Genomic DNA, 13264 nt, shown 5'->3' on the forward strand with positions numbered 1-13264 from the left:
ATGGATCTTGACGAACTTAGAGCGCGAAGTAAAGAACTCATGTCCCATAGTGATTCTGTCCTAAACAATATGCAGATTATTGCGAATGAGGGCAACCGCGTTGCTGATGTTGCTCATAATTCCAGAAAAATCATGGATGACCTTGATCGGGAATTTGAGCTACAAACCGGATTAGATAAAAAAGATTTCGCTTTTTTGTTTTTTGCTACGGCGTTACAATGCATAAGACAGTATTTTTTAACGCCGTTTACCCAAAGAGTAGATGACCAAACTGCAGCAAAAGTAGTTAAGGGAGACAAAAAAGAACATTCTAATCGTTCTCACAAATTGTATAATCCAAGTCTTTTGGAAATATGTGAAAGTCCGGTTCCTTTTGATGCAACCAACAGGTCCGAATCATTAAGGCTAAGAAAGATACAACCTTTAAAAGGAGGGAATCATCGATATGTGACATTGGGTCACGACCCTATACTCGGTTTTGTTTTCGGTACTGCAAATATTGCAACAAGTACACTCACGACATGGGATTTAGCTTCTTACCATGTCAAAACGGGGCTAAAAGGAACACGAAATCCCGAGAAGTATGCACAGGTGGATACTATATCCAGTAAAGCTGATACCTCAAAAGTGTTTTCCTACACATTTGACAAACTGCTCAATCAAGGAATTGATGGGAAGATTATTGTAGCAACGTCTTTAGTAAAAGAATACGTACACTTACGATCAGATGTTGCATCTACACTGAGTCTTCCTTTTCCAGCTATAAGTCGTTTGTCACCAGAATTAGCAAGCAAATTGGCGGAATATGGGATTGATGCAGGAAATGCAATTGACGTGGCCAAACAGGCTGTTATGGCGCAAGCAATCAATATGCTCATTATGATGCTACATGGGATGTGTTTTTATCTGCAAGATGACAACTCTACTGAACTTCTGCATGTTACATCTTACAGAAATATCCTAACTCACAAAACTACAAGCCATATGCAGTTGGATTTACATAAGGTAAAAACACGGAAAGTCCTTCTTTATTCTAATATGATTGCATCTGCCAGCAATGTCATTGGGGTTGCTGTTACTCAGAGCTTAGGACAAAATAGTATACGATATTTGGACATCGGTGGCCTAGCAGTAACCTTGTATCGCCTTGTGTCGGATACTCGTTTTATCCAATCCGTAAAAGAAGAATTCATCCGTGACGGCTTTAACAAAATGATTCAAGGATATCCTCTTGAACTGGATGAGGTCACACCATAAGCTGATATAGTGCATATAAGAAATTTGTGTAGTGCCAACATTTTTGCATACAGAAGTCGGAATTTACTCTAAACTTACTTCAAAGCGGATAACACTATTTAAAAAGCAATCCCCCGGAATCCATTGAAATAACAGGGATTCCGGGGGATTTAGCAAATGTCGAAGAACTACCTGAAAAACGGCACAATGTACTCCTAAGCGCAGGAACTATCTGGAAGATCTCTGAAAAGCAAAAAACGCCCCGATTCGAAATGTGAACCGGGGCGGGATCATCATTGCCTATGTTCCAATTCCTCGGATTTTTGATAGCGGCCTGAGCGGCAGCTAGACGGGCAATAATCAATGTTGTCCTTACACGATTGCAGCATCTGCTGCCAGCTTTTAAAAACGTGCCAATAGGGTAGACCCTATTGGCACAGATAAGAGTCACAATTTGTGCAAACAAAGATTTCCTGGGCCTTTGCATTGACATTTTTTGTATGCTATGATATATTTTAATTACCCTTATACCACTACAAGGGAAAATCGTGTTACTACGATAAGGTAGAACACCTCGAAGCGACACCCCAGCCTTATCGGCTGGGGTGTCTTCGTATCTGAGAAAGGAGTTCTCTCAAATGTCGGAATCTCATTACGCATTGGGGTTGGATATCGGAATTGGTTCCGTCGGTTGGGCAGTCCTCCAAAATAACTTGAATGGAGAACCAATCCGCATTTGGGATCTCGGGGTCCGTATTTTTGACAAGGCAGAACAACCAAAGACGGGGGAGAGTCTGGCTGCGCCCCGTCGGGATGCCCGAAGTACCCGGAGACGTCTGCGTCGTCATCGTCATCGGCTGGAACGGATCAAATATTTGCTCGAGCAAACAAACATCATGACGTGTCAGGAAATCAAAGAATTTTACGAAAGGGGCGGCTTTACCGTCACTCCATATCAGCTTCGGGCAGAAGCCTTGGACCGCCTGTTAACGAAAGAGGAAATCGTAAGGGTGCTGATTCATCTGGCGCAGCGCCGGGGATACAAGTCCAACAGCACGGCAGAAGCAGCATCGAACAAAGAGGACGGCCTTGTAAAAGCAGCCATCAAAGAAAACCAGGACTGTATGATGAAGAATGGCTACCGCACAGTGGGCGAGATGATGTATCGGGACCAAAGGTTCTGGCAGACAAATTCCGATGGGACCCGGTATCAACAGACCCGAAACAAGGCAGACGACTATCGGTTTACAGTGGATCGTATTTCGGTGGTAGATGAAATCCATCAAATTTTTGCAGCTCAACGACGCCTTGGCAGTGCATGGATGTCAGAGACGTTGGAGCATGTGTATCTCTCTATTTTTGAGAGTCAGCGCAGTTTTGATGAAGGGCCGGGAGGAAACAGTCCTTTCCGTGGTGGCGTTGCTGAAAAAGTTGGCAGCTGTACATTTGAAACGGCAGAGCCACGGGCTGCCAAGGCAACCTATACTTTTGAATATTTTAAGCTGTTGCAGGACCTGAACCATATGAGATTGACCGGAAAAGGGCTTCCGTCCCACCCCTTGGATCAGTCCCAGCGGGAACTTCTGATTGCTGCGGCCATGCAGTCACCCTCTCTGAATTACGGACAGATCCGCAAAAAATTGGCGCTGGATGAAAATACCTATTTCAACGATCTCTCCTATGGTGATAGAAGTCAGGAGGAGGCAGAAAAGAAAAAGTGGCCTCAGATGCAGTCCTACCACAAACTGCGGACCGCGCTGAACAAGGTCAGCAAAAATGCCATACAGACGCTGAGTATACAGCAGCTTAATGAGATTGGGTCCATCCTGACGCTCTATAAAAGCGACGCTAACCGAATAGACGCACTGAGGAAGGCAAATATTCCTGAAATGTTTGACCAGGAACTATTGCCGCTGTCTTTCAGTAAATTTGGAAATCTTTCCATAAAGGCCATGGAGAGATTGATTCCTCTTTTGGAATGCGGGCAGCGATATGATGAGGCCTGTTCCTCCATTTACGGCGACCACCGCGGCAGACAGTCGGAAGGGCGGAAAAACCGATTGTCTCTCAGTGATATTGAGGAGATTACCAACCCAGTGGTGCGGCGAGCTGTGTCGCAGACCATTAAAGTAGTCAATGCGGTGGTACGGACCTACGGGCCGCCGGATGTGATCCGCGTTGAACTTGCGCGTGAAATGAGCCGCAGCTTTGATGAACGCCGTAAAATGGAGAAGCGTCAGGAGGAGAATCGGGCTGCGAATGAACGGGCCAAGGAGCAAATCGCGGAATACAAAGGTGACCATGCCACAGGCCTGGATATTGTAAAGTTCCGCCTTTTCAAGGAGCAGGACGGCGTCTGCCTGTATTCGGGAAAAAATCTGGATATCTCCCGGCTGTTTGAACCGGGTTATGCGGATGTGGATCATATCATCCCATACAGCCGCTGTTTTGATGACAGTTATCAGAATAAAGTCTTGGTACTGGCCAGTGAAAACCGCCAGAAGGGAAACCGGATCCCATATGAATATTTCGGGCAGGACGAAGATCGCTGGCATAGCTACGAAGTCCGGACAGAAAATCTGATCCGCAGCTACCGGAAGCGGCAGAAATTGTTGAGAAAAGGACTTACCGACGAAGAAAGCCAGGGCTTTATTGAGCGAAATCTCAAAGATACCCAGTATATTACCAGGGCGGTTTACCATCTTCTGCGGGATCATATGCTCTTTGCCGAGTCCCGCTATGAAAAGAGTCCTGTGCAGCCAGTCAACGGTGCTGTCACTTCCATGCTTCGGGGACGCTGGGGCATTCAGAAGATTCGGGAGGACGGAGACCTGCATCACTGCCTGGACGCGGCGGTGGTGGCATCTACCAGCCCAGGAATGATACAGCAGCTGACCGTATACAACCGGCAGAGGGAATCTCTGGAAAAAACTCCCGGAGTATATGTAGATGTATCTACCGGGGAACTGGTGGAACGGGAAAACTGTGATACCAGGCGCTGCCCGCAGTTTCCTCAGCCCTGGCCGCATTTCCGCCAGGAACTGGAGGCGCGTCTGGACCCGGTGAATCCCCGGCACGCCATTGATCTCTTGAAGCTGAACACCTACGAGAGCAATGAGGAGATCAGACCGGTTTTTGTCTCCCGAATGCCAAATCATAAGGTTACTGGTTCGGCACACGCCGAGACCATCCGCAGCAAAAAAATGGGCGATGGATATACAGTGACAAAAACAGCGCTGGCAGATCTGAAGCTCAATAAATTTGGCGAAATTGAGGGCTACTACAATCCGCAGAGCGATACGCTGCTGTATGATGCGCTGCTGACACGGCTGAAAGAATTCGGTGGCGATGGAAAGAAAGCGTTTGCGGAGCCGTTTTACAAACCGAAGCGGGATGGAACGCCCGGCCCCCGCGTGAATAAGGTAAAAATTTTCGAGAAGTCCACGCTGAACCTTCTGGTTCGAGAAGGCGTTGCAGCCAATGGCAACACAGTCCGTATTGATGTGTTCCAGGTACCGGATGACGGATACTACTTCATACCGGTTTATGTGGCGGATACCAAGAAAGCAATGCTGCCCAGTAAAGCCGTTGTAGCGCACAAGCCCTACGACCAGTGGAAAGAGATGTCGGGTCAGCATTTTATTTTCTCCCTTTATCCCGGAGACCTGATACGCATTCGAAGCCGAAAGGGCATAAAACTGAAGCTGGCAAAGGGCGGCACGGGAGAAAGTGAAATCAGCCGGCAGGATGGACTGTATTACTATCGGGGAGGGGATATATCTACGGGGGCAATTTCCATCTCTACGCATGATCGGAGGTACGAGAGCCGAGGCATCGGCATCAAGACACTGCAATCCATTGAGAAGTATCAGGTGGATGTCCTGGGCAATTATCATAAAGTAAATCTCCCTGAAAAACGGATCCCGTTTACAAAGGAGGGCTGAAATGGAATATCGGAATATCTTTTTGGCAAATCCCGCACGAGTCAGTGTACAGCGCGAACAGTTGGTCATTGAACAGGCGGAGAAGTACATGGTACCGCTGGAAGATATCTCCGCTATTCTCATCGAATCCCGTCAGGTAACACTGACGTCGTACGCTGTTGCATCTTTGGCGGGGCACGGTATCACAGTTTTCCTTTGCGATGACAGGCATCTGCCGAGCTGCCAGATATTACCCATCAACCAGTATTGCCGCCAGAGAAAGCTGTTGATGGCGCAGTGCGAAATTGGAAAACCTCTACAAAAAAACTCTGGCAGCAGATCGTGATCCGGAAGCTGCAAAACCAGGCAAAGTGTCTGGAACTCATGCACCACGAAGAATGTGAAAAATTATATCAGATGGCGCACAGTGTCCTTTCCAATGACCATGATAATCGTGAGGCTGCGGCTGCTGCGATTTATTTCCCGGCATTGTTTGGCCGGGGCTTTTCCAGAGGCTCTGACGATCCCCGCAATGCTGCACTGAATTATGGTTATGCCATTCTGCGGGGTGGAATCGCACGGAATCTGGTAATCCATGGGCTGGAACCTTGTATTGGCATCCATCATCGCAATGAATTGAATCAGTTTAATCTTGCGGATGACTTGATAGAACCATTCCGCCCGGTCGTTGATCTCTATGTGGCAACTAATTTCTGTGAGGACGATGATGTGCTGACAGCGGAGCAAAAAGCGGGCCTGTTCAATCTGACAAATCACATGGTTCAGCAGGCGGGAAAGCGGTACAGGATTATGACCGCCATCGGTCGCGCCTCGGTGGCATTAGCAAACTCCATCGTGGATGAAGATGCAAAACTGGAATTGCCGCACCTGATTCCGCTGGAGCTGCACCGATATGAATAGGCTTATGAGAATACTGGTGATGTTTGATCTGCCAGTCAAAACAAAAGCACAGCGCCGAAGCGCCGCGCAATTTCGTAAGTTCCTTGTAGAGGACGGGTACCATATGGTACAGTATTCTGTTTATGCACGGGTTTGTAACGGGCGTGATTCTGTGGAAGCCCACAGAAGACGAATCCAGCTGGCTTTGCCGCCCACGGGATCTGTGCGGATGCTGGTAATCACAGAGAAGCAATACAACGCAATCGAATTGCTAGTTGGTAAGCCGACGCCATATGACAAGCCGCAGCAATTTGAGCAGCTCATGATTTTTTGAAAAAAGCAGAACGATTTCGCAAGGAAATCGTTCTGCTTTTTCCTGTTTTCTTGGTATTTCCGGATAAAGCGCAAGGAAAAAGTGGCAATTTTTTGTTTCCCATTTTCGCCTATTATACCACTACAAGAGAAAAAGGGGAACTACGACCCATAAGGGGCTTTCTGGAATCGTTCCACTATTATACCACTACAAGAGAAAAAGGGGAACTACGACGATGCACCTGACCGCACACTGCGGTTTGCCATTATACCACTACAAGAGAAAAAGGGGAACTACGACCGACTGTCCGGGTTCTTTGGACGAACTTAAATTATACCACTACAAGAGAAAAAGGGGAACTACGACGTATGCGGTGTCTAAGGTCAACCAACAGGCATTATACCACTACAAGAGAAAAAGGGGAACTACGACCACTGGATATGGCGGTCAAGGCGTTGGAGGATTATACCACTACAAGAGAAAAAGGGGAACTACGACGGAATATACCCACACGAGCATACACTTTTCATTATACCACTACAAGAGAAAATAGGGAAGTCTTACTTAGACTCCTTGATATCGGTCTGCGCGGAAACCAGCCGGGCAATAATCAATGTTGTCCTTATACGATCGCAGCATCAGCAGCAAGGTCCTCTGTCAGGTCGGCGATCAGGTCCCCCTTCACCGCCATGCTGGCGGCGCTCCAGGGGAAACCGGAGGCTGCAGTGGGGTAGACTCCTGCGGTGCGGTCCACGAAGTAGGTATCGAACCCCGCGGTCTTAATCTGATCTTCCGAAAGGTCTCGCGTCAGCTGGTGGACAATAGTGCCGATCATCTCCAGGTGCCCCAGTTCCTCCGTCCCGATATCGGTCAGCAAGCCCTTCAGCTCCGGGTAAGGCATGGAGTACCGCTGGCTCAGATACCGCAGGGAGGCTCCCAATTCGCCATCCGGGCCGCCATACTGACTGATGATCACGGCAGCCAGCTTGGGGTTGGTATTCTTGATCTTCACCGGATATTGCAGCTTTTTCTCATAGACAAACATCAGGTGTTACCTCCTTCCTCCCAGGGCCAGGGGTCCTTCAGCCAGACGTAGCCCTCCTCGGGCGTCAGGTCTGTCTGCAGCAGGGGGCCGTACATCTTCTGGAACTTCTCCCGGCCCTCCTTGGCCAGCTTGATATAGGTCCAGTAGAGCTGCAGGACCTCTTGGTCTTCAGGATGAGTGGTCAGATATAACCCCAGTTCGTCCACGGCAAAGTCCAGGGCCATCAGCTCTGCCAGAGCCGTATTGGCCATCTTTGTCTTGGCCTGGATGGCCGCCTTGAAGGGCAGGTCCAGACCGGGGAAGAGGGTACCGGTCTGCAGGGCCTCCATGCGGCTATACCGGACGGGATTGGGCTCCTGCATGGGAACGAAGGGGAACGCCAGCGAAGCGCAGGGACCGGGCAGAGAGCCCTTGTCGACGCCGCAGCTGCCGGCGGCAGGCCGGTTAGGTCGTTCGGTAGGCTTTTCCATCGGCGATTCTGCCGGTTTATCCATCGGCTTTTCCATAGGCAATGGATTCCTCCTTGGAGAGCGTAGCCCGCGGCAAACAGGCGCGGGCCCAACCCATCCTATGCGGCAGGTGGGGAAGAGGAGCCTGCCCTTGATTTCGCAGCGGGGAACCGTTATAATCTGGTATGTGGGATAAGCCGTCAGACATAGGCTCCATGGGGGTGTTGTCTGTGATCGTCCTGATTCATAAACGATTTCTTTTGGGGAGCTTGCTGGTCTTCTGCTGTGTGACGGGCCTGGCCGCCGTCCTCTACGCGGGCTTGCGTCCTGCCTGCGTTCCGGCCTTTGCGGCGCAGGGTGCGGATGCGGTGACCGTGGTGATTGACCCGGGCCACGGCGGCGAGGATGGCGGTGCCGTCTCACCGGACGGCGTGATGGAGAGCCAGATCAACTTGGCTGTCTCCCATCGGCTCAGCGACCTGCTGCGCTTTGCGGGCCAGCGGACTCTGCTGATCCGGACGGAGGATGTCTCTGTCCATACGGAAGGGGACACCATGCGAGCCCGCAAGGTGTCTGACATCCATCACCGCGTGGAAATTGTGAATGCCACGGAGGGAGCGGTGCTTCTGAGTATCCACCAGAACAGCCTGCCGTCCTCCCGAGTGACCCACGGCGCCCAGGTGTTTTGGAACACTGGCGAGGGGGCCGAGACCTTAGCAGGTGTGGTGCAGGATGCCCTGAATACTGCCATCAACACGGGCAACGAGAAGCTGCCCAGAAAAATCCCCGCTACCATTTATCTGATGAACCATGTGACGGTCCCAGCCATTCTGGTGGAGTGTGGATTCTTGTCCAACAGCACGGAGACCGCCAGGCTCCAGGAGCCGTCCTATCAATTGAAGCTGGCCGCAGCCATTGCCACCGGATACCTGCGCTGCCTGGCCGGAGAGGAAGTACCATGAAGGCAAAAACCATGTTTTACTGCACGGAGTGCGGCAATGAGACGCCGAAATGGGCGGGGAAGTGCCCCGCCTGCGGCGCATGGAACACCATCGTGGAGCAGCCGGAGCTGCCCAAGGCCACCGCGAAAAGCGGGGGAAAGGCCACCAGAGCGGGAATATCCGCCCGCCGCGCCTGCCCGGTGACGGACCTGCGGGCAGACGAGGAGATCCGGTTTCCCACCGGCATGGGGGAGCTGGACCGGGTGCTGGGCGGGGGAGCCGTGAAAGGCTCCCTGGTGCTAGTGGGCGGTGCTCCCGGCATCGGAAAATCCACCCTGATGCTGCAGATCTGCAGCAAATTGTGCGAATTTTACAAGGTTTTGTATGTATCCGGCGAGGAATCTGAACATCAGCTGAAATTGCGTGCTAAACGTTTACGTGTGGAAAGCAGCGACCTTTTGGTAATCTCGGAGACCAGCCTGGGAGACGTGATGGAATCCGTGGCTCTGGAACAGCCGGATGTGCTGATCGTGGACTCCATCCAGACGCTGTACAACGAGGCGCTGGAATCTCCGGCGGGCAGCGTCAGCCAGGTGAAGGACTGCACCATGGCGCTCATGCAGCTGGCCAAGGGCCAAGGAATCACAGTATTCGTCATCGGCCACGTCAACAAAGAGGGCTCCATCGCCGGTCCCAAGGTGCTGGAGCACATGGTGGACTGCGTGCTGTACTTTGAGGGTGACCGCCACACCAGTTACCGCATTCTGAGGGCGGCCAAGAACCGCTTCGGTGCCACCAATGAGATCGGCGTATTCGAAATGCGGGACGAGGGCCTGGCGGAGGTGGAGAACCCTTCGGAGATGCTGCTGTCCGGCCGCCCGGACGACGCACCGGGCACCTGCGTTACCTGTGTCATGGAGGGCATGCGCCCTGTGCTGGCGGAGATCCAGGCGCTGGTGGTGACCTCCGCGGCAGGCAATCCCCGGCGGACCAGTAACGGCTTTGATTACAACCGGGCAGCCATGCTACTGGCGGTGCTTGAAAAGCGGGGCGGACTGAAGGTGTCCGCCTGCGACGCCTATCTGAATATCATTGGTGGACTGACATTGGACGAGCCTGCCGCCGATCTGGCGGCGGTGGTGGCCCTGGCCTCCAGTTACCTGGACAGGCCCATTCCAGGGGACCTGGTGGCCATTGGGGAAGTGGGCCTGACAGGGGAGTTGCGGACCGTCAACCAGCTGGCCCAGCGGATCAGCGAGGTCCATCGTCTGGGGTTCCGGACTTGTCTGGTGCCGGCCCATCGGGCGGAAAGTCTCCACGCGCCTCAGGGGCTGCAGCTGATCCCGGTGCGCAATATCGGTGAGGCGATCCGAGCCGCGCTGCGTCCGCGGGAATGAAATGGATACAAGCGCCGCCCAGGGACGGAAGTCCGGCTGCTGCGGCGTTGTCCAGTGTGCAGATACCATCTGATTGATAGACACATTTGCTGGTGCACGGGATCAAGCTCATGTCGATCATCCATTCCTGATTGATTTTTGGGCGGATGTTGCTGATATGGATAGCTTGACCCGGCGTGCCGCATTTTATAACCCAGGGAGAGGAGGTTTCCTTGAATGTAAAAGTGAACTTCCGGTGTATTTATCATCACAAGAATGAATTTCTGCAGAAGCCCCTTAAAATGCGTTTCTGGGGCATAAAGTGACCGGAATGCATCAAATATGGCTACATTTTATGCAGCTATCTCCAATTTTGGCCATGATAAAGCAGACCGGATGAAGTCGCTCGTTGTCAAAGTGAACTTCACCCCGCCACTGCAGCGTATGGCGGTCACAGTCTGCTTAAATGATGGTTTTATGCAGTTAAACGAATATAACAACCTCGCTCGCGGATAGATCCTTCGGCTCCATCCACGACCAAGGTTTTGTTAAGGAGCCTTAAGGTTTAAGCAAGCGAGGTTTCAGCATAACATCATCTGCTGGGATAGGTTGAATTCCTGTCACCTGGAAGAGATCACGAAATTCCTCAGAAGTCGCCAGTTCAATTGGCGCCTTACCATTGTACTGGAACCTCTTGGTGTTGTTAATGTGGTTGGCAAGAATCGTAAAATCTTCCTGCGTATATGGGTCTAAGCTCTTTCCCTTGGGAATCACATATCGAATATACTCGTGGTTCTTTTCTATATGTGCTTTCTGCCAGGATGCTTGCGGATCACAATAAAAGATCCTGGTTCGCTTGGCACCGTCTATTGTATGTTCCAGCTCAAGGGTATACTTGAATTCACTGCCATTGTCTGTCAGAATCACAGGAAAGAGTTTGCGAAAGGTTTTAAGCCCCAACGCACTGGTCAACCAATCGAAATGCTCCACCACGGAATTAGCCTTGCCATCGCGCATAAGGAAAATCAGCATCAAACTCTGTTGTACGAACAGCATAGTAAGCATTCTTTTTCCTTTTCCTTGCGTTCCAAGAACGGTATCCATCTCAACATAATTTGTATCGGGATGCTTCTTTAAATAGGCTAAAAAGTCTTCATATGTCCTGGTTTCACGGAATTTCTTGTTTGTAATTGTTTCGACGGCTTTTTTCTGTTTTCTTCTTTGACGATAAGAAACTTTCCGGCGTAGATCCAGGTTTCCAACTTCTAACATGCCTGCATCGATATACCGATACAGCGTCCGTTCTGATACCGGGATTTGATCTCTGTGTGCAGCATAAATGTGTGTCAACGGCTGGCCTTTCTTGATTAGGGGAGCCACCAACTTGTCCAGGGATACCAGTTCGTCTCCGTGTGTTTGTGGTTTGCTGCGAGACGCTGAATATCGCCTCATAGCAACAGCATGTGCCTGTGTGGCAACATAGTAGGCACGATCACAGGCACAGCCTCTTCGAAGCTGACAAACATTGCAAACATATGGAGGCGATTCAATACGCTTACAGGAGAGCGGGGAATAAGCTGAACAAAGAGTTCTACAGTCGATTTTCCTGCAAAAAACGCACTCACGTCTACAGAAATAATCTCCGCAAACACATTGTCTCGTACATTCTGCAGCAAATCTACAATCTTTACCGTTGAACTTTGGTGCGGGAGACAAGGTTCGGTTGCGCCGAATTTCTTCTGAAACAGATCTTGCAGTCGTTCCGATTTCTTTTGCGATTTGGGAAAAAGACGCTCTACGATAGATTCCAGCTTCAATAGCAGTTCGTTCAGATAATCCAAAGCGACTTATAAGTACCTGCTTTCCGCAGAATGTGACCAACTTTATCCTACCATGGCACACGAAGTGGAACAACATTTTTGACAAGGTGAACAGCAGGGGCAGGTACAAAAAAAGAGGCTAAAACCTGAAGTTCACTTTGTCAATTAAACCGAGAGGAGGTTTTGGGACCATACATATAATTGAACAAAATGATAATTTTGTTCAATTTAGGGGAGAGCTAAACCAGGTATTCTCAGCAGAACCGCTTCCGGACCGCTTTTGGCCGGTTTCCAGTGATTCTGCCAGACTCAACTGATCCGTTGCTCATTCCCGTGGTTCCCATCCGCTATGGCTGATTACCGTACCGAAGCGCCGCAGATTCTGCGGGATTTCTTATCGTACCATGAAACTGTCAAAGCGCACTCCAGGCGCACAGTCGACGAATATTACCTGGACCTGCGGAATTTCTTTCGCTACATGAAGCAGATTCGTGATCCGGCGCTTTCTGACAAGACTTTGGATGAAATCGACATCATGGACGTGGATCTGGATTTTGTGGCATCAGTGACCCTGACGGACATCTACGGCTACATGACCTATCTCAGCCGGGACCGCATCCGCTACCCGAACAGCCCCAATTCCGACTACGGTCTCAACGCCGCCTCCCGGGCCCGAAAAATCGCCACCATCCGGTCGTTCTACAATTACCTGACCAACAAGATGCACCTACTTCGTGAAAATCCTGTCAAAGATATTGATTCTCCGAAATTGAAGAAAACATTACCAAAATACCTGACTTTAGACGAAAGTATGCAGCTTTTAGATGCTGTAGATGGAAAAAACCAGGAGCGGGACTACTGTATTCTGACGCTGTTCCTGAATTGCGGTCTGCGAATTTCCGAGTTGGTGGGCCTGAATCTCAGCGATATCCAGGCCGATGCCCTGCGGGTCCTGGGCAAAGGCAATAAAGTCCGCATCATCTACTTAAATGACGCCTGCAAGGACGCCCTGGACCGCTGGCTGGCAGTGCGGCGGCCCATCCAGGGCCGGGACGCAAACGCCCTGTTTTTGTCCTCCCGGAACGAGCGCATCAGCCGCTCCATGGTTCACGCCATGGTGAAAAAACGCCTGGGCGAAGCTGGCATCGACAGTACCCAATATTCTTCCCACAAGCTGCGGCATACCGCTGCCACGCTGATGCTGCAGAACGGTGTGGATGTCCGGGCGGTCCAGGAGGTCCTGGGGCACGACCATCTGAAT

Annotated in this window: 11 protein-coding genes, 1 pseudogene and 1 CRISPR repeat array; of the genes and pseudogenes, 8 read left to right on the top strand and 4 right to left on the bottom strand. The window is 50.8% G+C overall.

Features of this window, described 5'->3' with window-relative positions; translation table 11 throughout:
* The 5 genes from JQM66_RS07415 to cas2 all read left to right on the top strand — a co-directional run bounded on the left by JQM66_RS07415 (position 1) and on the right by cas2 (position 6393).
* Entirely contained in the window at positions 1-1257 is a 1257-nt protein-coding gene (locus JQM66_RS07415; protein WP_235229247.1) for a hypothetical protein, read from the top strand.
* Between the two features lie 617 nt (positions 1258-1874).
* On the top strand, positions 1875-5180 hold the full coding sequence (gene cas9, locus JQM66_RS07420) for a type II CRISPR RNA-guided endonuclease Cas9 (RefSeq protein ID WP_235229248.1): 3306 nt from the start codon (positions 1875-1877) through the stop codon (positions 5178-5180).
* Position 5181: 1 nt separating this feature from the next.
* A complete protein-coding gene (locus tag JQM66_RS12585; protein ID WP_268824357.1) occupies positions 5182-5505 on the top strand; it encodes a CRISPR-associated endonuclease Cas1 in 324 nt (107 codons plus the stop codon).
* Entirely contained in the window at positions 5502-6080 is a 579-nt protein-coding gene (cas1, locus tag JQM66_RS07425) for a type II CRISPR-associated endonuclease Cas1 (RefSeq protein WP_328284120.1), read from the top strand. The genes JQM66_RS12585 and cas1 overlap by 4 nt, the downstream gene beginning before the upstream one ends.
* Positions 6081-6096: 16 nt before the next feature.
* Positions 6097-6393 carry a CRISPR-associated endonuclease Cas2 gene (gene cas2 / locus JQM66_RS07430; protein ID WP_328284071.1) on the top strand — a complete coding sequence of 99 codons (297 nt, stop codon included), beginning with the start codon at positions 6097-6099 and terminating at the stop codon, positions 6391-6393.
* Between the two features lie 111 nt (positions 6394-6504).
* Positions 6505-6936: a CRISPR direct-repeat array (repeat unit 36 nt; unit sequence ATTATACCACTACAAGAGAAAAAGGGGAACTACGAC).
* A gap of 73 nt (positions 6937-7009) precedes the next feature.
* On the opposite strand, the pseudogene JQM66_RS07435 reads toward cas2, so the two are convergent.
* Together JQM66_RS07435 and JQM66_RS07440 are read right to left on the bottom strand one after the other, a co-directional pair.
* A pseudogene (locus tag JQM66_RS07435) lies at positions 7010-7417 on the bottom strand (manganese catalase family protein); the annotation flags it as partial.
* Complete coding sequence (locus tag JQM66_RS07440) at positions 7417-7923, bottom strand: spore coat protein CotJB (protein WP_235229249.1); 507 nt, start codon at positions 7921-7923, stop codon at positions 7417-7419. The pseudogene JQM66_RS07435 and the gene JQM66_RS07440, both read right to left, overlap by 1 nt.
* A 173-nt stretch (positions 7924-8096) precedes the next feature.
* On the opposite strand from JQM66_RS07440, the gene JQM66_RS07445 reads away from it, so the two are divergent.
* Positions 8097-8828, top strand: a complete 732-nt coding sequence (locus tag JQM66_RS07445) for an N-acetylmuramoyl-L-alanine amidase (RefSeq protein ID WP_235229250.1) — start codon at positions 8097-8099, stop codon at positions 8826-8828.
* Positions 8825-10204: a DNA repair protein RadA gene (gene radA, locus JQM66_RS07450; protein ID WP_235229251.1), complete on the top strand. Its 1380-nt coding sequence runs from the start codon at positions 8825-8827 to the stop codon at positions 10202-10204. Before JQM66_RS07445 ends, radA begins: the two co-directional genes overlap by 4 nt.
* A gap of 537 nt (positions 10205-10741) precedes the next feature.
* Here radA and JQM66_RS07455 read toward each other — a convergent pair.
* Together JQM66_RS07455 and JQM66_RS12670 are read right to left on the bottom strand one after the other, a co-directional pair.
* On the bottom strand, positions 10742-11734 hold the full coding sequence (locus tag JQM66_RS07455; protein WP_235229255.1) for an IS30 family transposase: 993 nt from the start codon (positions 11732-11734) through the stop codon (positions 10742-10744).
* On the bottom strand, positions 11632-12024 hold the full coding sequence (locus tag JQM66_RS12670) for a hypothetical protein (protein WP_235229256.1): 393 nt from the start codon (positions 12022-12024) through the stop codon (positions 11632-11634). Before JQM66_RS12670 ends, JQM66_RS07455 begins: the two co-directional genes overlap by 103 nt.
* A 328-nt stretch (positions 12025-12352) precedes the next feature.
* Here JQM66_RS12670 and JQM66_RS07465 point away from each other — a divergent pair.
* Positions 12353-13264: tyrosine-type recombinase/integrase (locus JQM66_RS07465; RefSeq protein ID WP_235229252.1), on the top strand; the 912-nt coding region annotated here is incomplete at its 3' end.

The sequence above is a fragment of the Oscillibacter valericigenes genome, assembly GCF_021531915.1.
Taxonomy (GTDB): Bacteria; Bacillota; Clostridia; order Oscillospirales; family Oscillospiraceae; genus Oscillibacter; species Oscillibacter valericigenes_A.